The sequence below is a fragment of the Streptomyces sp. NPDC050145 genome, assembly GCF_044460245.1.
Taxonomy (GTDB): Bacteria; Actinomycetota; Actinomycetes; order Streptomycetales; family Streptomycetaceae; genus Streptomyces.
This window is the reverse complement of sequence record NZ_JBITJS010000011.1, coordinates 123,143-142,773: the sequence shown is the minus strand read 5'-3', so window position 1 is coordinate 142,773 and position 19,631 is coordinate 123,143. Positions and strand designations below refer to the sequence as shown.

Below are 19,631 nucleotides of genomic sequence, written 5' to 3'. Positions count from 1 at the left end.
TGCGCGGCGGGGGATCGTGGTTGAGCCGCCCACGACAAGCGGGCGGCGACCACCAGGGGGCGATCGGAAGGCGCGGGCTCATGGCGACTTTGTGCAGACCAGCTGTCTCCGTACCGGAACACGTGATCACCATGGAGGAGACCCTCGCACTGGCGCGCACCCACCATGACGGGCACCCTCAACTCCCGCTGGCCCTGCGCCTGATCGAGAACACGGGCGTGCGGACGCGGCACATCGTGCAGCCCATCGAGGAGACCCTCAAGCACCCCGGCTTCGAGGGGCGCAACGCGCTCTACCAGGCGGAGGCGAAGGCCCGCGTGCCCGCCGTGGTGCGCCGGGCGCTGGAGGACGCGGAGCTGCGCGCCCAGGACATCGACGTGATCATCTACGTGTCGTGCACCGGCTTCATGATGCCGTCGCTGACCGCGTGGCTGATCAACGAGATGGAGTTCTCCAGCGACACCAGGCAGATACCCATAGCCCAGCTGGGCTGCGCGGCGGGCGGCGCCGCGGTGAACCGGGCGCACGACTTCTGCACGGCCTACCCGGAGGCGAACGCGCTGATCGTGGCCTGCGAGTTCTGCTCGCTGTGCTACCAGCCGACCGACCTGGGCGTCGGTTCGCTGCTGTCCAACGGCCTGTTCGGCGACGGGGTCGCCGCGGCGGTCGTGCGCGGTTCGGGCGGCACGGGCATCACGCTGGAGCGCAACGGCTCGTACCTCATCCCGAAGACCGAGGACTGGATCGCGTACGACATCCGGGCCACGGGCTTCCACTTCCTGCTCGACAAGCGGGTGCCCACCACGATGGAGCCGCTCGCACCGGCGCTCCAGCAGCTCGCGGGACTGCACGGCTGGAACGCGTCCGAGCTGGACTTCTACATCATTCACGCGGGCGGTCCGCGCATCCTGGACGACCTCAGCAAGTTCCTCCAGGTGCCGCCGGACGCCTTCCGGTTCAGCCGGGCCACGCTCACCGAGTACGGCAACATCGCCAGCGCCGTCGTCCTGGACGCGCTGCGCCGCCTCTTCGACGAGGGCGGCGCGCACCCCACGGCCCGCGGTCTGCTCGCCGGGTTCGGGCCCGGGATCACCGCGGAGATGTCGCTGGGCCGCTGGAGCCGCCCCACCGATCGTTCCGGGCTCGTGGAGGCCGCCGTATGACAGAGAAGACCACCGAGACCGCCACGCGCCCGCCGGTCCGTGAGTGGCCCGCCCTGGACCTGCACGGCGTCGACTTCGACCCGGTGCTGACGCGGCTGATGCGCGAGGGCCCGGTGACCCGGATCCAGCTGCCGAACGGCGAGGGCTGGGCCTGGCTGGTGACGCGCCACGAGGACGTCCGTACGGTGACGAACGACCCGCGCTTCAGCCGTGAGGCCGTCATGGGCCGGCAGGTGACGCGTCTGGCACCGCACTTCATCCCGCAGGCGGGCGCCGTCGGTTTCGCCGATCCACCGGACCACACCCGGCTGCGGCGTTCGGTCGCCGCCGCGTTCACCGCGCGCGGGGTCGAGCGGCTGCGGGCGAGCGCGCGGAGCATGCTCGACGAGATGGTGGACGGACTGCTGGCCGACGGGCCGCCGGCCGATCTGACCGAGCGGCTGCTCGCCCCCTTCCCCATCGCCGTGATCTGCGAGCTGATGGGCGTCCCGGCTGCCGACCGTCATCTGATGCACACGTGGACGCAGTTGATCCTGTCGTCCGCGCACGGCGCCGAGGTCAGCGAGCGCGCCCGGAACGAGATGTCGGCGTACTTCACGCACCTGGTGCGCTCGCGCTGCGACAGCACGCGCGAGGACGTCACCTCCTTGCTGGGCGCCGCCGTCGCGGCCGGTGAGATCACGGAGGACGAGGCGGTCGGCCTCGCGGTCCTGGTGCAGATCGGCGGCGAGGCCGTCACCAACAACTGCGGCAACATGGCGTACATCCTGCTCACGCGCCCCGACCTGACGGCGCGCCTGCGGGCGGAGCCGGAGCTGCGCCCGCAGGCCATCGACGAGCTGCTGCGCTACATCCCGCACCGCAGCGCGGTGGGTCTCTCGCGCATCGCCCTGGAGGACGTCGACGTCGCGGGCGTGCGCATCAGTGAGGGCGACGCGGTCTACGTCTCCTATCTCGCCGCCAATCGCGATCCGGACGTGTTCCCGGACCCCGACCGGATCGACTTCGACCGCACCCCGAATCCGCATGTCTCCTTCGGGTTCGGACCGCACTACTGCGTGGGCGGCATGCTGGCGCGGCTGGAGTCGGAGCTCCTCGTGGGTGCGTTGCTGGACCGTTTCCCCGGTCTGCGGCTGGCCGTGCCCGCCGAGGAAGTGCCCTTCCGCAAGGGCGCGTTGATCCGTGGTCCGGAGGCGATGCCCGTGACGTGGTCGGAGAGCGGATGACCGCACTGACGCCCGCGGAGGGGCTGCTGGTGCCGCCAGGTCACGGACGGACCGTGGAGACGGCGGCGCAGCAGGTCACCTTCAAGGTCACCGGCGACCATTCCCGCATGGCGTCGAGCTTCGAGGTGGTGGTGCCACCGGGGTTCGACGTCGGCGCCCATGTGCACACCAGGAGCGAGGAGTTGTTCTACGTCCTCGAGGGCGAGCTGGACGTGCTCGCCTTCGAGCCGCGGATCAGGACGCCGGACCACTGGCAGCGCTGGCGGTCGGCCTCGGGCGGCGGAGTCGTGCGGGCCACCCCGGGGACGGTCATCGTGGTGCCGCCGGGGTGTCCGCACGCCTTCGCCAACCCCACGGGCAGCCCGGCGAAGATGTTCTTCCAGGCCTCTCCCCCGCCGGACCACGAGCGGTACTTCGAGGAGCTCCTCGACATCCTGGCGTCGGACGGCCCGCCCGACCACGCCGCCATCGAGGAGCTGCGGTCCCGCTACGACATCGAGCAGCTGACCCCGCTGCGGCACGGGGCGCTGCCGTGAAGCAGCTCGAAGGGAGGGTGGCGCTCGTCTACGGTGCCGGGGGCGCCGTCGGAGGCGCCGTCTCCCGGGCGTTCGCGCAGGAGGGCGCCACGGTGTTCCTCGCCGGGCGCTCGGCCGAGCCGGTGGAGCGGACCGCCGAGGCGATCCGGGCGGCCGGCGGGAGCGCGGAGGCCCATCTGGTCGACGCGCTGGACGAGCGGGCCGTGCACGGTTTCGTGGACGCGGTCGCGCGGCGCACCGGACGGATCGACATCTCGTTCAACCTGATCGGCGTCGGTGACGTGCAGCGGCCGCTCATGGAGCTGAGCGCCGAGGAGTTCGTGGCGCCGGTCGAGAACACGATGCGGACGCAGTTCCTCACCACGCGGGCGGCGGCGCGTCACATGGTGGCGCGCGGGTCGGGCGTGGTGCTCGCGTTCGGCGGCTCGGGACCACAGACACAGCCGGGGCTCGGCGGCTTCAAGGTGTCGCTCGACGCCCTGGAGGGGCTGCGCCGGCAGTGGGCCTGCGAGCTGGGGCCCGCGGGGATCCGGGTCGTCACGCTGAAGACGGGCGGGATCCCCGAGAGCCTGCCCGCCGGCTTCGAGGGCCGGGCGGAACTGGCGGAGCGGCTCGCCGAGCCCACGCTGCTCGGCCGTACGGCGACCCTCGCCGATGTGGGCGAGGTCGCCGTGTTCGTCGCCTCGGACCGGGCCCGCACGATGACGTCCGCGACCGTGAACATCTCGTGCGGGGCCCTGGTCGACTCCTGAGGCCGCCGCGAGGACGGGTCCTAGCGGATCGGCATCCCCGAGAGGGTGCGGGCGATGACCAGGCGCTGGATCTCGCTCGTGCCCTCGAAGATCGTGTAGATCGCGGCGTCGCGGTGCATGCGCTCCACCGGGTACTCACGCGTGAAGCCGTTGCCGCCGAGGATCTGGACGGCCTGGGCGGTGACCTTCTTGGCGGTCTCGCTCGCGAACAGCTTGGACATGGAGCCCTCGGCGTTCTCGAACTTCTTGCCCGTGGTCGCCATCCAGGAGGCGCGCCACACCAGGAGACGCGCGGCGTCGATCGAGGTGCGCATGTCGGCGAGCTGGAAGGCGACGCCCTGGTTGTCGATGATCGGGCGGCCGAACTGCTCGCGCGTCTTCGCGTACTCCAGCGCCTCCTCGTAGGCGGCGCGGGCGGTGCCGACGGCCATGGCGCCGACGGCCGGGCGGGAGGCCTCGAAGGTGGCCATGGCGGCGTTCTTCACGCGCTCGCCGCCCGACTTGGCCTTCTCACGCGCGCGGGCGAGGCGCTCGTCGAGCTTCTCCTTGCCGCCGAGCAGGCAGGAGCCGGGCACGCGCACGTTCTCGAGGACGACCTCGGCGGTGTGCGAGGCGCGGATGCCGTGCTTCTTGAACTTCTGGCCCTGGGAGAGGCCCTCGGTGGCCGGCGGCACGATGAAGGAGGCGTGGCCCTTGGAGCCGAGCTCCGGGTCCACGGAGGCGACCACGACGTGGACGTTGGCGATGCCGCCGTTCGTCGCCCAGGTCTTGGTGCCGTTCAGGACCCACTCGTCCTTGGCCTCGTCGTAGACGGCGCGCGTGCGCATGGCGGCGACGTCGGAGCCCGCGTCCGGCTCGGACGAGCAGAAGGCGGCCACCTTCACGTCGTTCGCGTCGCCGTACATCTGCGGGATCCAGGTGCCGATCTGCTCCTCGGTGCCGTTGGCGAGGACGCCGACCGCGGCGAGGCCCGTGCCCACGATCGACAGGGCGATGCCCGCGTCGCCCCAGAAGAGCTCCTCCATGGCCATCGGGATACCGAGGCCGGTCGGGTCGAAGAACTGCTGCGCGTAGAAGTCCAGGGAGTAGATTCCGAGCTTGGCGGCCTCCTGGATGACCGGCCAGGGGGTCTCCTCGCGCTCGTCCCATTCGGCGGCCGCGGGGCGGATCACATCGGCGGCAAAACCGTGAAGCCAGTCACGGACTTCCTTCTGCTCGTCGTTGAGATCCATCGTGAACTCGGCCATGACCCCTCCAGGGCTGCATACACTGCATGCGTTACTTGCGGTAACCGAAGTCTGTTACTCACCAGTAGGTGATGTCAACCGCCGAGTACGCGTTCGATGCCCGACATTCGCCGGGTGTTACCTTTCGCGTGCGTCAAGCCATCGCACGGGCGGGGAGATCCTCATGGAGACCACACAGCGGACCCATCAGCGCGCGGACCAGCAGTCCGCCGCCGAGCGGCGGCGGCGTGAGCTGCTCGAGGCCGCCGACCGCGTGGTGCTCCGCGACGGCCCCGGCGCCTCCATGAACGCGATCGCCGCCGAGGCGGGCATCACCAAGCCGATCCTGTACCGGCACTTCGGCGACAAGGGCGGCCTGTACGCGGCGCTCGCCAAGCGGCACACCGACGCGCTCCTCGCCTCCCTGCGGGCGGCGCTCGACGCCCCCGCGGCCCGGCGCCAGCGGGTGGAGTCGACCCTGGACACGTACCTGGCGGCGATCGAGGCCCGGCCGCAGGTGTACCGCTTCCTGATGCACCCCGCGGAGGGCTCCCCCGGCGACACCGGCTTCGATGTCGGGCAGCACTCGGCCCCGCTGCTGCGGCGCATGGGCGAGGACCTCGCGGACGTCATCGAGGAGCGGGTCGACTTCGGGCCCGGCGGACAGCAGCTCGCCCGGATGTGGGGCCACGGGATCGTCGGCATGATGCACGCCGCGGGCGACTGGTGGCTCGGCGAGCGCCCGTGCTCCCGCGCGGAGCTGGTCCACGGCCTCGCGGATCTCCTGTGGGGACGCCTCGCGGCCGCCGGCGACAAGGCGGACGGCCCCGGCTTCTGACCCGGAGCTACGCCCCGGTGCGCGCCCAGGGGGCCTTGGCCGCCTGGCGCATCACCTTGCGGTGCCGCCAGCCGGTGACGCGGTCCGCGTAGATGCGCCCCTCCAGGTGGTCGCACTCGTGCTGGAGACAGCGGGCGAACCAGCCTGTGCCATGAATCACCACAGGATCTCCCTGGACGTCCACACCCTCCACGCGCGCGTGGTCGAAACGCGGCGTCCCCGCCTCCAGTCCGGGCAGCGAGAGACAGCCCTCGGGACCGCGGATCTCGATGCCGTCGGCCTCGACCAGACGCGGGTTCACCACGTGTCCCACGTGGCGCACATCGTCGTCGTCCTCGCAGTCGTAGACGAAGACCCGCAAGGACTCCCCCACTTGATTGGCGGCCAGGCCGACCCCCTGAGCGGCGTACATCGTGGCGAACATGTCCTCCACGAGACGCGCCAGCGCGGGACCGAAGTCCGTCACCTCGGCGCAGGGTTCCCGCAGTACGGGAGCTCCGAGCAGGGTCAGGGGTCGTACGCGCCCTGAGGCGCCCGGGATCGAGCCGTGTCGCATGGCCGTAAGGGTACGGTCCGGTACAAGCCTCCCCGTGCTGGTGGTGCCGCTGTTCGGGCTTGTCGGTGAGTCTCGATAGGCTGAGGCGGAAAAGCGATGCCGGGGGCAGGCGCGGCGCCGTACGCAAGGAGGACCCAGGAAGATGGCAGGCAACTCGGAGTCGATGACTCCGCGGGCCAAGCTGGCCGTGACGGCGGGCAAGGCCGCGGCGGCGGTCTCGCGCGCGGCGGGCCGTGGCAGCGGCTCGGTGATCGGTGGCAAGGTCGCGCTCAAGCTCGACCCCGAGCTGCTCGGACGGCTCGCCCAGCACCTGGACGTCGTGCTCGTCTCGGCCACGAACGGCAAGACGACGACCACGCGCCTGATCGCGGAGGCCCTGCGCGCGAGCGGCGAGGTCGTGTCGAACGCGCTGGGCGCGAACATGCCCGCCGGCATCACCTCGGCGCTCGCCGGTGGTTCCGAGGCCAAGTTCGGCGTCATCGAGGTCGACGAGAAGTACCTGGCCGGTGTCGCGCGCGACACCAGCCCGAAGGCGATCGCGCTGCTCAACCTCTCGCGCGACCAGCTCGACCGCGCCGCCGAGACCCGCATGCTCGCCGAGAAGTGGCGCGAGGGCCTCGCCGGTTCGAAGGCGGTCGTGATCGCCAACGCGGACGACCCGCTGGTCGTCTGGGCCGCCTCCTCCTCGGCGAACGTCGTGTGGGTCGCGGCCGGCCAGGAGTGGAAGGACGACGCCTGGTCCTGCCCCGCCTGCGGTGGCGTGATGCAGCGTCCCGGCGACGACTGGTTCTGCGGCGAGTGCGGTTTCCGCCGCCCGACCGCGAGCTGGGCGCTCCAGGGCGACTACGTGCTGGACCCGCACGGCTCCGCCTGGCCGATCCACCTCCAGCTGCCCGGCCGTGCCAACAAGGCGAACGCGGCCACGTCCGCCGCCGTCGCCGCCGTCTTCGGCGTGCCGCCGCAGGTGGCCCTGGAGCGCATGTACCAGGTGCAGGCCGTCGCGGGCCGCTACGACGTCGTCCAGTTCATGGACCGCGACCTGCGACTGCTGCTCGCCAAGAACCCGGCGGGCTGGCTCGAAACGTTTACCCTCATCGACCCGCCGCCGACCCCGGTGATCCTCTCGGTCAACGCGCGGGGCGCGGACGGCACCGACACCTCCTGGCTGTGGGACGTCGACTACACGCGTCTGGCCGGGCACCCGATCTGCGTGATCGGCGACCGCAAGCTGGACCTCGCGGTCCGGCTCGAGGTCGCGGGCCTGGACTTCCGGGTCTGCGAGACGCTCGACGAGGCCGTGCAGGTCCTGCCCCAGGGCCGGATCGAGCTGATCGCCAACTACACCGCGTTCCAGGACGTCCGCCGCCGCGTCGGCAACTGACCCGCCCCGACGAGAACCAGCGGAAACAGCTAAGGATGAGCATGAGCGACAGCAGCCTGCGTCTCGTGTGGGTCTACCCCGACCTGCTGAGCACCTACGGCGACCAGGGCAACGCCCTGGTGGTGGAGCGGCGCGCCCGCCAGCGCCGTCTGAACGTCGAGCGCTACGACGTGCGCAGCGACCAGCCGATCCCCACCTCCGGCGACATCTACCTGATCGGTGGCGGCGAGGACCGTCCGCAGCGACTCGCGGCCGAACGGCTGCGCCGTGACGGCGGCCTGCAGCGCGCGGTCGGCAACGGCGCGATCGTCTTCTCCGTCTGCGCCGGCTACCAGATCCTCGGCCACGAGTTCATCAACGACCTGGGCGAGCGCGAGCCCGGCCTCGGCCTGCTCGACGTGGTCTCCACGCGCGGCGAGGGCGAGCGCTGCGTCGGCGACGTGCTGGCCGACATCGACCCGCAGCTGAACCTGCCGCCGCTGACCGGTTTCGAGAACCACCAGGGCGTCACGCACCTGGGCCCCACGGCCCGTCCCTTCGCGCGCACCCGCATCGGCCGGGGCAACGGCACGGGCGACGGCACCGAAGGCGCCTTCAACGACACGGTGTTCGGCACGTACATGCACGGGCCCGTGATGGCGCGCAACCCGCAGATCGCGGACCTGCTCCTGAAGCTGGCCCTCGATGTGAACGCGCTGCCGCCGGTCGACGAGCAGTGGTACGAGGCGCTGCGCAACGAGCGGATCGCGTCCGCCACGGCGCAGCCCGCCTAGGCCTGCGGAACCCTCCGCGTACGCACCTTCGGGGCAGCCCCACGCCCATATGAGCGGGGTTGTCCAGCAGTCGGACGCCCCGTACGGCGGGGCCCCCGGGCGCCGATAAGGTACGGGGGTCCAGCCGGACGGCGTGGTCCGGTCATCGGCCCACGTTTGCAAAGGTATTGCGGGCTTATGCGTATTGGTGTCCTCACCTCCGGCGGAGACTGTCCCGGACTGAACGCGGTGATCCGCTCGGTCGTGCACCGAGCCGTCGTCGACCACGGCGACGAGGTCATCGGCTTCCACGACGGGTGGAAGGGTCTGCTCGAGTGCGACTACCGCAAGCTCGACCTGGACGCCGTCGGCGGCATCCTGGCCCGCGGCGGCACCATCCTCGGCTCCTCCCGGGTCCAGCCCGCACATCTGCGGGACGGCGTCGAGCGCGCCAAGGGCCACGTCGCCGAGCTGGGACTCGACGCGATCATCCCGATCGGCGGGGAAGGCACCCTCAAGGCGGCCCGGCTGCTGTCCGACAACGGCCTGCCGATCGTCGGTGTCCCGAAGACGATCGACAACGACATCGCTGTCACGGACGTGACCTTCGGTTTCGACACGGCCGTCGGGGTCGCCACGGAGGCCCTCGACCGACTCAAGACCACCGCCGAGTCGCACCAGCGGGTGCTGATCGTGGAGGTCATGGGGCGGCACACCGGCTGGATCGCCCTGCACTCGGGCATGGCGGCCGGCGCGCACGCCGTCGTCGTCCCGGAGCGCCCCTTCGACATCGAGGAGCTGACCCGCAAGGTCGGCGAGCGTTTCGAGGCGGGCAAGAAGTTCGCGATCGTCGTCGCCGCGGAGGGCGCCAAGCCCCGGGCCGGCTCGATGGAGTTCGACGAGGGCGGCAAGGACGTCTACGGGCACGAGCGCTTCGCCGGCATCGCCCGTCAGCTCTCGATCGAGCTGGAGCAGCGCCTCGGCAAGGAGGCGCGTCCGGTGATCCTCGGGCACGTCCAGCGCGGCGGCACCCCGACCGCGTACGACCGGGTCCTCGCGACGCGGTTCGGCTGGCACGCGGTGGAGGCCGTCCATCGCGGCGAGTTCGGGCGGATGACGGCGCTGCGCGGCACGGACATCGTGATGGTGTCGCTGGCCGAGGCCGTGGAGACGCTCAAGACGGTCCCCGACGAGCGCTACGCCGAGGCGGAGTGCGTGCTCTGAGTCACCGCGCCTTCTACGCTCCGCGCTCTTTTTAGTTGTTCTTTGTAGTGAGCTGCCCCCGGCCGAAGTCCCGGCCGGGGGCAGTTCTAGTCTGGTGGCGCACAATCCGTACGAAACGAGCAACAGGAGCCGGCGGATGGATCACAGCGGGCACGGCATGAACATGGATCTGCCGCCGTTCACGCTGGGGCGTGGCCTTGGCTGGTCGGCCGACCCCTTCTTCCTCATCGGCTGTCTGGTCGCCCTCGGCCTGTACGGCTGGGCGGTCGTGCGGCTCGCGCGCCGCGGTGACAAGTGGCCGGTGTCGCGCACCCTGTCGTTCGTCGTGGGCGTGCTCACCATCGCCCTGGTGATGTGCACGAAGCTGAACGACTACGGGATGGTCATGTTCAGCGTGCACATGGTGCAGCACATGGTGATCAGCATGCTGTCGCCGATCCTGCTGCTCATGGGGGCGCCGATCACGCTCGCGCTGCGGGCGCTGCCGGTCGCGGCGAAGCGCGGCAACAAGGGCCCGCGCGAACTGCTCCTGATGCTGCTGCACAGCCGCTACATGCGGATCGTCACGCATCCCGCGTTCACGATCCCGCTGTTCATCGCGAGCCTGTACGCCCTGTACTTCACTCCCCTCTTCGACTTCCTGATGGGGTCGAAGGTCGGGCACCTCGGCATGATGGTGCACTTCCTCGCCGTGGGCCTGGTGTTCTTCTGGCCGATCATGGGCGTGGACCCGGGCCCGCACCGGCCGGGCTACGTGATGCGGATGCTGGAGCTGTTCGCGGGCATGCCGTTCCACGCGTTCTTCGGCATCGCGCTGATGATGGCGAGCACCACGATGGTGGGCACCTTCGACAACCCGCCCGCCTCGCTCGGCATCGATCCGCTGGCGGACCAGACGGCGGCGGGCGGCATCGCGTGGGCGTTCAGCGAGGTCCCGTCGGTCCTGGTGCTGCTCGCGCTGCTCTTCCAGTGGAAGAAGTCCGAGGACCGGCAGGCGCGCCGCCAGGACCGCAAGGCGGACCGGGACGGGGACGCGGAGCTCGCCGCGTACAACGCCTATCTGGCCTCGCTGAACACGCGCGGACAGTAGCGCCGCGGCCCGTCGCCGGGTGACTATGGCCTTCTGGCCGCGGTTCGGGCGCCGCACACCGTCGTACGCCGTCCGGGCTGCCGGGAGGAGTGCGCGATGCCCGGATCGACGAAGACGATGGGTGCCTTCACCGTCGGCGGCCTGGTGGCCGTGACCGCGTACACGGTGGCGCTCGGGAGCAACGGCTGGCTGTGGTTCGGCTGGGTCGTGCTCGGCCTGATCACCGTGGCGATGGTGGCCTCGCGCAGCGCCTGAGCCGGCCTCGGCGCCACGCGGGTCAGAAGCGGAAGACGTCCCCGGTCGAGGCCTCCAGCGTGCAGGCGTTCGTGAAGGTCCTGCGCCAGTTGATCGTCCGCCCTGCGAAGGTTCCGTGCGCGGCGGCGGTGACCGGCGCGTTCTCCTCCGTGCAGCGCCAGGGCTGCCCCTCCAGCGCGTCCAGGTCGCCGTCCGCGGCGGCGAGCGCGGCGCAGGACTCGGCGGCGTACGGGTGGTGCCCCGCCGGGACGGGCACGCACTCCAGGCGGACGCCGCGGGTCCAGGTCTCGCCGTCGCCGGAGACCGTGAGGTAGAGGCCGTCACCGGGTACGGGTACGGGTTCGGCGGCTCCGGCGGCCGGGGCGACCGCGCCGAGTGACAGCAGGGCGGCAGTGGCGAGGTGCAGGGTCCGCATGCGGGCCTCCCGATACGAGGACGACAAGGTGGGACCAGAGCACTCCTCCCACGGCGTCCGGCCAAAGGGACGCGCCGTGCGAACCGGGCAGTGGGCCCGAAAGGGCTCTCGCGCCGTCGCCGGGGATTGACTACTGTGCGCACGCATCACAGCTCTTCATGCGGTGCGCGCACCGCATGCGATCCACGGGGGAAGGCGACCGGCGATGTTCTACCGACTGCTCAAGTACGTGCTGCTCGGGCCACTGCTGCGGCTGATGTTCCGGCCGCGGATCGAGGGTCTGGAGCACATTCCGGACTCGGGCGCGGCGATCGTCGCCGGCAACCATCTGTCGTTCTCGGACCACTTCCTGATGCCGGCGATCCTGAAGCGCCGGATCACGTTCCTGGCGAAGGCGGAGTACTTCACGGGTCCGGGGATCAAGGGCCGGCTGACGGCGGCGTTCTTCCGCAGCGCGGGCCAGATCCCGGTGGACCGGTCGGGCCGGGAGGCGGGCCAGGCGGCGATCCGCGAGGGGCTCGGCGTGCTGGGGCGCGGTGAGCTGCTGGGCATCTACCCGGAGGGCACCCGCTCGCACGACGGCCGCCTCTACAAGGGCAAGGTCGGCGTCGCCGCGATGGCGCTCGGCGCCGGGGTGCCGGTGATCCCGTGCGCGATGATCGGCACGTTCGAGGCGCAGCCGCCGGGCCAGAAGATCCCGAGCCTGCGCCGGGTGACGATCCGCTTCGGCCGCCCGCTGGACTTCTCCCGGTACGCGGGCATGGAGGGCGAGAAGGCGATCCTGCGCGCGGTCACCGACGAGATCATCTACGCGATCCTGGAGCTGTCCGGTCAGGAGTACGTGGACCAGTACGCGGCGGTGGCGAAGGCCGAGGCCGAGGCGGCGGCCAAGTCCCGCAGGTTCCCCCGCATGCCCCTGAGCTGAGCGCGCCGCCGACCGCTCTGCGCTGAGCAGAAAACGCTCGGTCCTCGGGGTGCCGGGCGCATACGGTCGCGGCATGAAGACGGCATTGGTGATCGGTGGAGCGGGACAGATCGGGCGCCCGGCGGTACGGGCGCTCGCGGAGGACGGCTGGGCGGTGACGGCGGCGTCGCTGAGCGGGAACCGGGACGCGGCGTGGCCCGACGAGGTGCGCTCGGTGCGGCTCGACCGGGACGACGACGCGGCGCTGGCCGCCCTGGTCGGCGACGGCGTGGACGTGGTCGTGGACATGGTGGCGTTCGAGCCGCGGCACGGGCGGCAGCTGGCGGCGCTGGCCGGCCGGGTCGGCTCGGCCGTGGTGATCTCGAGCGGCGCGGTGTACGAGGACGAGCAGGGCCGGGGCTTCGCGACGCAGGAGGAGCCGGACGGGATGCCGGTCTATCCGGTGCCGATCCCGGAGACCTGCCGGACGGTGGCCCCCGCCGACGAGGGCTACGGGCCGCGCAAGGTGCGGATCGAGCGGGATCTGCTGGCGCTGGGCGAGAAGCTTCCGACGACGATGATCCGGGCGTCGGCGGTGCACGGCCCGCACTGCCGCACCCCGCGCGAGCTGTACTTCGTCAAGCGGAACCTGGACGGGCGGCGCACGCGCGTGCTGGCGTACCGCGGGGAGTCCCGCTTCCACCCGGCGAGCGTGTACAACCTGGCGGAGCTGGTGCGGCTCGCCGCGCTGCGGCCCGGCTCGCGGATCCTGAACGGGGCGGACCCCGACTCCCCCACGGTCGCCGAGATCGGCGCCATGATCGACGCTCTGATGGGGGTGGAGACCGAGACGGTGCTGCTGGACGGTGCTCCGCCGGCGCCGACCGTCGGGGACAGCCCGTGGGGGATGCCGAACCCGGTGCTGATGGACATGACGGCGGCCCGCGAGGAGCTCGGCTACGAGCCCGTCACCACGTACGTGGAGGCGCTCCCGGAGACCGTGGAGTGGCTGACGCGGCGCATGACGGAGGAGCCGGACTGGACGGTGGGCTTCCCGAAGATGGTGCGGAACTACACGACGGGGCTGTTCGACTACGCGGCCGAGGACGCCTGGCTCGCGTCGCGCGGTTGAGCCGCGGGCGCCCACGCGGCCGGCCCGGCCCCCACCGTGGTGGCGGGGACCGGGCCGGTCGTGTGCGTGGTGCTCAGCGAACCGTCACGGCTTGGGCGTGGCGTGCGGGGCGCACGTCACGTCCTTGTCGTCCACCTTGCCCGTGAGCAGGTAGGTGTCGACCCGGTCGTTGATGCAGGGGTTCGTCAGGCCCGTGACGCCGTGCGAGCCGGCGTCCTTCTCGGTGATGAGACGGGAACCCTGGAACCGCTTGTGCAGCTCGACGGCGCCGTCGTACGGCGTGGCGGCGTCGCGCTCCGACTGGACGATGAGGACCGAGGGCAGACCCTTGCCGGTCTTCACGTTCAGCGGGGTCTGCTGCTTGGTCTTCCACGTGGCGCACGGCAGGTTCATCCACGCGTTGGCCCACGTCATGAACGGGTACTGCTTGTGCAGCTCCGTGTTGTCGCGGTCCCAACGCTGCCAGCTGGTGGGCCACTTGGCGTCGGCGCACTCCACGGCCGTGTAGACCGCGTTGCCGTTCTCGGACGACGCGTTGCCCTTGGTGTCCGACATGTCGGGGGCGGCGGCGTCGACGAGTGCCTGGGTGTCACCGGCGACGTACTTGCTCCACACCTGGGCGGTGGGCACCCACGCGGAGTCGTAGTACGGCGCGCTCTGGAAGAAGCTGATGAGCTCGGCCGGGCCGACGACCCCGCCGATGGGGCTCTTCTTCGCGGTCGCGCGCAGGGTCTCCCACTGCTTCTGGACCTTGTCGCGGGTGTCGCCTAGGTGGAAGGTGGCGTCGTTCTTGGCGACCCAGTCCTGCCAGTCCTTCCAGCGGCCCTCGAAGGCGATGTCCTGGTTCAGGTTCGCCTCGTACCAGATGTTGTCCTTGGCCGGGTTGACGACGGAGTCGACAATCATGCGGCGGACGTGACCCGGGAAGAGGGTGCCGTAGACGGCGCCGAGGTAGGTGCCGTAGGAGACGCCCAGGTAGTTGAGCTTCTTCTCGCCGAGGGCGGCCCGGATGACGTCGAGGTCACGCGCGGTGTTCGGCGTCGTCATGTGGGGCAGCATCTCGCCGCTGCGCTCGTAGCAGCCGTCCGCGTACTCCTTGGCGAGCTTGCGCTGGGCAAGCTTGTCCGCCTCGGTGTCCGGGACCGGGTCGGCCTTGGGCGCCTTGACGAACTCCTGCGGGTCGATGCAGGAGATCGGGGCGGAGTGGCCGACACCACGCGGGTCGAAGCCGACGAAGTCGTACGCCTTCGCCATCTTCGCGTAGATCGGGTTCTTGTTGGTCACGCGCGTCGGGAAGCGCATGCCCGAACCGCCGGGGCCGCCCGGGTTGTAGACGAGGGCGCCCTGGCGCTCGTCCTTGGTGCCCGTGCTGCCGACGCGGTCGACGGCCAGCTTGATCTGCTTGCCGTTCGGCTTGGCGTAGTCGAGCGGAACGCTGACCCAGCCGCACTGGATCGGCGAGGCCAGACCCCAGTCCGCGGGACAGTCCTTCCAGTCGATGCCCTGCTTCTCCGCGCGCGCGGCGGCCATGGCCGCTCCGCGTGCCTCGCGGTCGTAGGACGTCTGACCGCTCTTCTGCGGCGCCGCGTTGGCGGCGGGGGCGCTGACCGCGCCCGCTATCAGCGCCGCGGCCGCAAAGGCGCCCGCGGAGCCGATCACCACCTTCCGGCTGCCGCGACTCGTCTGTCGAGTCCGTCTCAAGTGAGCCCTCCCGCACATCGATTCGATCGTTACGTCGATCGTGTTGCTGATCGGTACGCGGATCCTGTCGTGCGCGCGACCCCGGCAACAGGGTTGACGGGCGTTCTTTACCAATCCGATAAACGGTATAACTCGTCCCGGTCAGCGGTCAGGTGAGCCGGGAGAGCGCCAGGTCGAGCGTCCGGCGCAGCCGCAGCCCGTCCGGTGCGACGGCGGTGACCAGCACGGCGGGACCCGCGAGCGGGGTCAGCGCGGCCGTCCCCGTCTCGTCGAGCAGGCAGGCCGCGGGCTTGTCCCGTTCGAAATCGGGACGTACGACCACGAGTTGCCCCAGTGCCCGGTGGCCCGCGAGGACCGCCGGACCGTCCCAGCCCCCGGGCGCGCCCAGGCCGCAGGCCAGCTCCTGGTCGAGCAGCGGCCGACCCGCACGCCACACGGTGAGACGGCTGGTGAGCCGTCCGGGTTGCTCGCCGACCCGGCCGAGCATCTGCTCCTCGCGCAGCACGAGGTGCGCTCCGGGTGCGAGCTCCGCGCGCGTGGTGACGCGCAGGTCACTGCCGCCGGCCGAGATCAGCTGCTCGGGCAGCCAGTCGAGCCGGGCCCCGTCCGCGATCGTGAGCCGTACGTCCTGACGGGCCTCGCCCCCGGACTGGCCGGGCAGCGCGATCGTCGCGGCGACCGACCCGACGTGCAGGTGAGCGCCCTCCTGCGCGTGCGCCTCGAAGGTCGCGTGGTCACCGCCCAGCGGGCCGCCCATGGCGCCGACCAGCAGGACGCGGGCCTGCGTCCCGGCGCCCCGGGTGCGGCGCAGCGCGAACGAGCCCTCGCTCTCCAGCACGGGCAGGGCCGTGCCGCCCCGGCCGTCACCGCGGGCCACGACGCGGGCGACGGACCGGACCCCGGCCCGGACGCCGGCCCGGGCCTGACGGGTGCTCATGCGGCGGTCCAGGCGGCGATCCGCTCCCGCACCCAGCCGGCCACCTCGCCGACGCCGCCCTCGGCGCGCAGCGACTGGAAGACGACGGGGAGCCCGCCCCGCTGCTTGTCGGCGTCGGCGGACATCCGGTCGAGGTCGGAGCCGACATGAGGGGCGAGGTCGGTCTTGTTGACGACGAGGAGGTCGGCGGTGGTGACGCCGGGGCCGCCCTTGCGCGGGATGTCGTCGCCGCCCGCGACGTCGATGACGAAGATCTGGGCGTCGACGAGGCCCTTGGAGAAGGTGGCGGTCAGGTTGTCGCCGCCGGACTCGACGAGGACCAGGTCGAGCGGCCCGACCTCGTCCTCCAGGTCCTCGACGGCCTCCAGGTTGGCGGAGATGTCGTCGCGGATGGCGGTGTGCGGGCAGGCGCCGGTCTCGACGGCGGTGATCCGCTCGGGCGGCAGGACGGCCTCGCGCAGCAGGAACTCGGCGTCCTCGCGCGTGTAGATGTCGTTCGTGACGACGGCGAGGGACAGTTCGTCGCGCAGGGCACGGCACAGGGCGGCGACGGTCGCGGTCTTGCCGGACCCCACGGGCCCGCCGAGCCCGATGCGCAGGGCGCGCCGGTTCCCGTCGGGCCGCCGGGCGTCGGCGGAGACGGCGGACGCGTCGTCGTGAGAGTGACCAAGGTGCATGACGTGCTTCAACTCCAATGAGACAGGCCCCCAGCCCGTCCGGCGCTTGAGGACAAGGCCGTCCAGGCCGAGGGGGGTCCGGGGGCGCAGCCCCCGAATCAGTGACAGAAGGGTGGCGACGGACGCGCACCCCTAGGACGCGCACCGCTAGGACGCGAACAACCGCACAGCCCAAGCGGCATGCGCCTCCGCGCTGATCTCCAGCAGCGGCGCCGACCCGGCGGGCAGCACGTCGACCCCTTCGTCGACGGCCGACCGGGCCGCGTCCACCGCGTCCCGCACGACCAGATCCAGCTCGGGGGCGAGCCGGGCGAGCACACGGGTCGCGTCGAACGGGTCGAGGCTGAGCAGGCGTACGACGGCGGTCGCGGGCCCGCCGACCCCTTCGTACGCGGAGCAGTACGCGGCGTCCTCGGGGCCGAGTCCGGCGGCGCGGGCGGCGAGGCCGAGCACGACGGGCTGGTGCGCGCCCTTGGGGAACTTCGCGGCCAGGGCGTCGAGTTCGGGGTCCGGCCAAGTGGCGCGGGCGGCCCGCATCAGCTGCCGGCCGAGTCTGCGGGCGGCGGTGCGCAGGGCTTCGGAGGGGGTGCGGGCGTCGGCCGCGGTGTCGAGTGCGACCGGGTCGACGCCGAGCGCGGCGGCCGCGGCGAGGGCGGCCGCTGCCAGGCCGCTGGTGTGCAGCCGGCCGCGGCAGAACTCCTCCAGGCTCGCGGCGTCGGTGATGCGGCCCGCCTTGACGGCGGCCTCCGCCCCGCCGGAGTGGGCGTGCCCTCCGGCGGGGAAGCGGCCGTCGGCCAGGACGAGCAGGGCGGCGCGTGTCATGAGGCGGGCACGCGCCCCTCAGAAGAGGAAGTACCGCTGGGCGAGCGGCAGTTCCGTGGCCGGTTCGGGCTCGACGAGTTCGCCGTCGATGGTCACCGCGAACGAGTCCGGGGCGACCTTGACGCGGGGCAGTGCGTCGTTGTTGACCATGTCGGCCTTGGTACGGCCGCGCGTCGACCGGATCGGCACGAACGCGCGCCCGAGACCGAGGCGCTCCGGCAGCCCGTCCTCGATCGCCGCCTCGGCGACGAAGTTGAACGAGTTGGCGGCGGGCGCCGCGCCGCGGGCCCCGAACATCGGGCGCGGCAGGACCGGCTGCGGGGTGGGGATGGAGGCGTTGGCGTCGCCCATCTGCGCGTAGGCGATCTGGCCGCCCTTGAGCACCACCTGCGGCTTCACGCCGAAGAACTTCGGGTCCCACAGCACGAGGTCGGCGAGTTTGCCGCTCTCGACGGAGCCGATCTCGTGCTCGATGCCCTGCGAGATCGCCGCATTGATCGTGTACTTGGCGACGTAGCGACGGGCGCGGGCGTTGTCGGCGCGGGTGTCTCCGGGCAGAAAGCCGCGGCGGCGCTTCATCACGTGTGCGGTCTGCCAGGTGCGCATGATGACCTCGCCGATGCGGCCCATGGCCTGCGAGTCCGAGGACATGATCGAGATGGCGCCGAGGTCGTGCAGGATGTCCTCGGCCGCGATGGTGGTGGGCCGGATACGGGACTCGGCGAAGGCCAGGTCCTCCGGCACGGCGGGGTTGAGGTGGTGACAGACCATCAGCATGTCGAGGTGTTCCTCGACCGTGTTGACGGTGTGCGGCCGGGTCGGGTTGGTGGAGCTGGGCAGCATGTGGGGCAGCGACACGGCGGTGATCATGTCGGGTGCGTGACCGCCGCCCGCGCCCTCGACATGGAAGGCGTGCAGGGTGCGTCCCGCGACGGCGTCGAAGGTGTCCTGGACGAATCCGGCCTCGTTCAACGTGTCGGTATGGACCGCCAGTTGGGCGCCGGACTCCTCGCAGACGTCGAGGCAGGCGGAGATCACGGCGGGGGTGGCGCCCCAGTCCTCGTGGATCTTGAAGCCGAGGATGCCCGCGCGCAGCTGGTCGCGCATGGACTCCTTCGACATCGTGTTGCCCTTGCCGAGGAAGCCGATGTTGACGGGGCTGTGCTCCATGGCGGCGAACATCCGGGCCAGGTGCCAGGAGCCGGGCGTGACGGTGGTCGCCTTGCTGCCCTCGGCGGGGCCGGTGCCGCCGCCGATCAGCGTGGTGACGCCGGCGGCGAGCGCCTCGTCGACGATGGTCGGCGAGATGAAGTGGATGTGGGTGTCGATGCCGCCGGCGGTGAGGATCTTGCCGTTTCCGGCGAGCACCTCGGTCTCGGGGCCGATGACGAGGTCGGGGTGGACGCCGTCCATCGTGTCGGGGTTGCCGGCCTTGCCGATCCCGGTGATGCGGCCGTCGCGGATGCCGATGTCGGCCTTGACGACGCCCCAGTGGTCGAGGACGACGGCGCCGGTGATCACGGTGTCCGGGGTGCCTTCGGCGCGGGTGGCGCGCGACTGCCCCATGGACTCGCGGATGACCTTGCCGCCGCCGAAGACGGCCTCGTCGCCGGAGCGGCCGGGGCCGCCCGAGCGGTCCTCCTCGATCTCGACCAGCAGGTCCGTGTCGGCGAGCCGGATGCGGTCACCGGTCGTGGGGCCGAACAGGTCGGCGTAGGCGGCGCGGGACAGTTCAGGCATCGAGGGGACCTCCGGTCTCACCGCGCAGGCCGGGGACGACGCGACGGCCGGCGAGCGGGACGAGTTCGACGTCGACGGGGATGCCGGGCTCGAAGCGGACGGCCGTTCCGGCGGCGATGTTGAGCCGCCGGCCGCGGGCCGCGGCACGGTCGAGCTCGAGGCCGGGGTTGGCCTCGGCGAAGTGGTAGTGGGAGCCGACCTGGACGGGCCGGTCGGCGGCGTTGAGCACCGTCATACGTATGACGTCGCGGCCCTCGTTGACCACGACGGGTTCGTCGGCGTAGAGGATCTCTCCGGGAATCAT

The 19,631-nt window shown here is 71.5% G+C and carries 21 protein-coding genes; 12 read left to right on the top strand and 9 right to left on the bottom strand.

The features are described from left to right. Positions 1-80 precede the first annotated feature (80 nt). Genes ACIBTU_RS23050 through ACIBTU_RS23035 form a run of 4 tightly spaced genes read left to right on the top strand, consistent with a single transcriptional unit; the run spans position 81 to position 3,677 of the window. Complete coding sequence (locus tag ACIBTU_RS23050; protein WP_399128232.1) at positions 81-1,163, top strand: type III polyketide synthase; 1,083 nt, start codon at positions 81-83, stop codon at positions 1,161-1,163. After that, a complete protein-coding gene (locus tag ACIBTU_RS23045) occupies positions 1,160-2,389 on the top strand; it encodes a cytochrome P450 (protein WP_399128230.1) in 1,230 nt (409 codons plus the stop codon). Before ACIBTU_RS23050 ends, ACIBTU_RS23045 begins: the two co-directional genes overlap by 4 nt. Beyond that, positions 2,386-2,925, top strand: a complete 540-nt coding sequence (locus tag ACIBTU_RS23040) for a cupin domain-containing protein (protein ID WP_399128229.1) — start codon at positions 2,386-2,388, stop codon at positions 2,923-2,925. The genes ACIBTU_RS23045 and ACIBTU_RS23040 overlap by 4 nt, the downstream gene beginning before the upstream one ends. Beyond that, complete coding sequence (locus ACIBTU_RS23035) at positions 2,922-3,677, top strand: SDR family NAD(P)-dependent oxidoreductase (protein WP_399128228.1); 756 nt, start codon at positions 2,922-2,924, stop codon at positions 3,675-3,677. Before ACIBTU_RS23040 ends, ACIBTU_RS23035 begins: the two co-directional genes overlap by 4 nt. Before the next feature lie 20 nt (positions 3,678-3,697). Here the strand turns inward: ACIBTU_RS23035 and ACIBTU_RS23030 are convergent, their stop codons facing one another. Then, complete coding sequence (locus ACIBTU_RS23030) at positions 3,698-4,924, bottom strand: acyl-CoA dehydrogenase family protein (RefSeq protein ID WP_399128227.1); 1,227 nt, start codon at positions 4,922-4,924, stop codon at positions 3,698-3,700. 163 nt (positions 4,925-5,087) lie between these two features. On the opposite strand from ACIBTU_RS23030, the gene ACIBTU_RS23025 reads away from it, so the two are divergent. Beyond that, positions 5,088-5,741 (top strand): TetR family transcriptional regulator, encoded by a 654-nt coding sequence (locus ACIBTU_RS23025; protein WP_399128226.1) that lies wholly within the window; start codon positions 5,088-5,090, stop codon positions 5,739-5,741. A 7-nt stretch (positions 5,742-5,748) separates the two neighbouring features. On the opposite strand, the gene def is transcribed toward ACIBTU_RS23025, so the two are convergent. After that, on the bottom strand, positions 5,749-6,297 hold the full coding sequence (gene def / locus ACIBTU_RS23020; RefSeq protein ID WP_399128225.1) for a peptide deformylase: 549 nt from the start codon (positions 6,295-6,297) through the stop codon (positions 5,749-5,751). 142 nt (positions 6,298-6,439) lie between these two features. Between def and ACIBTU_RS23015 the strand changes: the two genes are divergently transcribed. The 5 genes from ACIBTU_RS23015 to ACIBTU_RS22995 all read left to right on the top strand — a co-directional run bounded on the left by ACIBTU_RS23015 (position 6,440) and on the right by ACIBTU_RS22995 (position 10,999). Continuing rightward, positions 6,440-7,678 carry a MurT ligase domain-containing protein gene (locus tag ACIBTU_RS23015; protein WP_399128224.1) on the top strand — a complete coding sequence of 413 codons (1,239 nt, stop codon included), beginning with the start codon at positions 6,440-6,442 and terminating at the stop codon, positions 7,676-7,678. A gap of 41 nt (positions 7,679-7,719) precedes the next feature. Then, positions 7,720-8,451 carry a type 1 glutamine amidotransferase gene (locus ACIBTU_RS23010; protein ID WP_399128223.1) on the top strand — a complete coding sequence of 244 codons (732 nt, stop codon included), beginning with the start codon at positions 7,720-7,722 and terminating at the stop codon, positions 8,449-8,451. A 177-nt stretch (positions 8,452-8,628) separates the two neighbouring features. Next, a complete protein-coding gene (locus ACIBTU_RS23005; protein WP_188340239.1) occupies positions 8,629-9,654 on the top strand; it encodes a 6-phosphofructokinase in 1,026 nt (341 codons plus the stop codon). Positions 9,655-9,790: 136 nt separating this feature from the next. Next, a complete protein-coding gene (locus ACIBTU_RS23000) occupies positions 9,791-10,744 on the top strand; it encodes a cytochrome c oxidase assembly protein (protein ID WP_399128221.1) in 954 nt (317 codons plus the stop codon). 96 nt (positions 10,745-10,840) lie between these two features. Then, positions 10,841-10,999 carry a hypothetical protein gene (locus ACIBTU_RS22995; RefSeq protein WP_188340237.1) on the top strand — a complete coding sequence of 53 codons (159 nt, stop codon included), beginning with the start codon at positions 10,841-10,843 and terminating at the stop codon, positions 10,997-10,999. A gap of 22 nt (positions 11,000-11,021) precedes the next feature. On the opposite strand, the gene ACIBTU_RS22990 is transcribed toward ACIBTU_RS22995, so the two are convergent. Next, positions 11,022-11,414 (bottom strand): SSI family serine proteinase inhibitor, encoded by a 393-nt coding sequence (locus tag ACIBTU_RS22990; RefSeq protein ID WP_399128220.1) that lies wholly within the window; start codon positions 11,412-11,414, stop codon positions 11,022-11,024. Positions 11,415-11,619: 205 nt separating this feature from the next. On the opposite strand from ACIBTU_RS22990, the gene ACIBTU_RS22985 reads away from it, so the two are divergent. Both ACIBTU_RS22985 and ACIBTU_RS22980 read left to right on the top strand, forming a co-directional pair. After that, the gene (locus ACIBTU_RS22985; protein WP_399128218.1) at positions 11,620-12,339 is read left to right on the top strand and encodes a lysophospholipid acyltransferase family protein; all 720 of its coding nucleotides are present in this window, start codon (positions 11,620-11,622) and stop codon (positions 12,337-12,339) included. A gap of 73 nt (positions 12,340-12,412) precedes the next feature. Beyond that, positions 12,413-13,450 (top strand): NAD-dependent epimerase/dehydratase family protein, encoded by a 1,038-nt coding sequence (locus ACIBTU_RS22980; RefSeq protein WP_399128217.1) that lies wholly within the window; start codon positions 12,413-12,415, stop codon positions 13,448-13,450. Positions 13,451-13,534: 84 nt separating this feature from the next. Here ACIBTU_RS22980 and ACIBTU_RS22975 read toward each other — a convergent pair whose 3' ends face one another. The 6 genes from ACIBTU_RS22975 to ACIBTU_RS22950 all read right to left on the bottom strand — a co-directional run bounded on the left by ACIBTU_RS22975 (position 13,535) and on the right by ACIBTU_RS22950 (position 19,631). Further along, on the bottom strand, positions 13,535-15,169 hold the full coding sequence (locus tag ACIBTU_RS22975) for an alpha/beta hydrolase (protein WP_399128216.1): 1,635 nt from the start codon (positions 15,167-15,169) through the stop codon (positions 13,535-13,537). Between the two features lie 130 nt (positions 15,170-15,299). Continuing rightward, the gene (locus tag ACIBTU_RS22970; RefSeq protein WP_399128215.1) at positions 15,300-16,088 is read right to left on the bottom strand and encodes an urease accessory protein UreD; all 789 of its coding nucleotides are present in this window, start codon (positions 16,086-16,088) and stop codon (positions 15,300-15,302) included. Beyond that, complete coding sequence (ureG, locus tag ACIBTU_RS22965) at positions 16,085-16,765, bottom strand: urease accessory protein UreG (RefSeq protein ID WP_399128214.1); 681 nt, start codon at positions 16,763-16,765, stop codon at positions 16,085-16,087. The genes ACIBTU_RS22970 and ureG overlap by 4 nt, the downstream gene beginning before the upstream one ends. 147 nt (positions 16,766-16,912) lie before the next feature. Then, on the bottom strand, positions 16,913-17,587 hold the full coding sequence (locus tag ACIBTU_RS22960) for an urease accessory protein UreF (protein ID WP_399128213.1): 675 nt from the start codon (positions 17,585-17,587) through the stop codon (positions 16,913-16,915). Between the two features lie 18 nt (positions 17,588-17,605). Continuing rightward, positions 17,606-19,327: an urease subunit alpha gene (locus ACIBTU_RS22955; RefSeq protein ID WP_399128212.1), complete on the bottom strand. Its 1,722-nt coding sequence runs from the start codon at positions 19,325-19,327 to the stop codon at positions 17,606-17,608. After that, positions 19,320-19,631, bottom strand: a complete 312-nt coding sequence (locus ACIBTU_RS22950; RefSeq protein WP_399128211.1) for an urease subunit beta — start codon at positions 19,629-19,631, stop codon at positions 19,320-19,322. The genes ACIBTU_RS22955 and ACIBTU_RS22950 overlap by 8 nt, the downstream gene beginning before the upstream one ends.

Excerpts from the sequence above, each read along its gene's own strand:
- ACIBTU_RS23050 (WP_399128232.1), top strand. The coding sequence starts at position 81 with ATGGCGACTTTGTGCAGACCAGCTGTCTCCGTACCGGAACACGTGATC.
- ACIBTU_RS23045 (WP_399128230.1), top strand. The coding sequence starts at position 1,160 with ATGACAGAGAAGACCACCGAGACCGCCACGCGCCCGCCGGTCCGTGAG.
- ACIBTU_RS23040 (WP_399128229.1), top strand. The coding sequence starts at position 2,386 with ATGACCGCACTGACGCCCGCGGAGGGGCTGCTGGTGCCGCCAGGTCAC.
- ACIBTU_RS23030 (WP_399128227.1), bottom strand. The coding sequence starts at position 4,924 with ATGGCCGAGTTCACGATGGATCTCAACGACGAGCAGAAGGAAGTCCGT.
- ACIBTU_RS23025 (WP_399128226.1), top strand. The coding sequence starts at position 5,088 with ATGGAGACCACACAGCGGACCCATCAGCGCGCGGACCAGCAGTCCGCC.
- def (WP_399128225.1), bottom strand. The coding sequence starts at position 6,297 with ATGCGACACGGCTCGATCCCGGGCGCCTCAGGGCGCGTACGACCCCTG.
- ACIBTU_RS23015 (WP_399128224.1), top strand. The coding sequence starts at position 6,440 with ATGGCAGGCAACTCGGAGTCGATGACTCCGCGGGCCAAGCTGGCCGTG.
- ACIBTU_RS23010 (WP_399128223.1), top strand. The coding sequence starts at position 7,720 with ATGAGCGACAGCAGCCTGCGTCTCGTGTGGGTCTACCCCGACCTGCTG.
- ACIBTU_RS23005 (WP_188340239.1), top strand. The coding sequence starts at position 8,629 with ATGCGTATTGGTGTCCTCACCTCCGGCGGAGACTGTCCCGGACTGAAC.
- ACIBTU_RS23000 (WP_399128221.1), top strand. The coding sequence starts at position 9,791 with ATGGATCACAGCGGGCACGGCATGAACATGGATCTGCCGCCGTTCACG.
- ACIBTU_RS22995 (WP_188340237.1), top strand. The coding sequence starts at position 10,841 with ATGCCCGGATCGACGAAGACGATGGGTGCCTTCACCGTCGGCGGCCTG.
- ACIBTU_RS22990 (WP_399128220.1), bottom strand. The coding sequence starts at position 11,414 with ATGCGGACCCTGCACCTCGCCACTGCCGCCCTGCTGTCACTCGGCGCG.
- ACIBTU_RS22985 (WP_399128218.1), top strand. The coding sequence starts at position 11,620 with ATGTTCTACCGACTGCTCAAGTACGTGCTGCTCGGGCCACTGCTGCGG.
- ACIBTU_RS22980 (WP_399128217.1), top strand. The coding sequence starts at position 12,413 with ATGAAGACGGCATTGGTGATCGGTGGAGCGGGACAGATCGGGCGCCCG.
- ACIBTU_RS22975 (WP_399128216.1), bottom strand. The coding sequence starts at position 15,169 with ATGTGCGGGAGGGCTCACTTGAGACGGACTCGACAGACGAGTCGCGGC.
- ACIBTU_RS22970 (WP_399128215.1), bottom strand. The coding sequence starts at position 16,088 with ATGAGCACCCGTCAGGCCCGGGCCGGCGTCCGGGCCGGGGTCCGGTCC.
- ureG (WP_399128214.1), bottom strand. The coding sequence starts at position 16,765 with ATGCACCTTGGTCACTCTCACGACGACGCGTCCGCCGTCTCCGCCGAC.
- ACIBTU_RS22960 (WP_399128213.1), bottom strand. The coding sequence starts at position 17,587 with ATGACACGCGCCGCCCTGCTCGTCCTGGCCGACGGCCGCTTCCCCGCC.
- ACIBTU_RS22955 (WP_399128212.1), bottom strand. The coding sequence starts at position 19,327 with ATGCCTGAACTGTCCCGCGCCGCCTACGCCGACCTGTTCGGCCCCACG.
- ACIBTU_RS22950 (WP_399128211.1), bottom strand. The coding sequence starts at position 19,631 with ATGATTCCCGGAGAGATCCTCTACGCCGACGAACCCGTCGTGGTCAAC.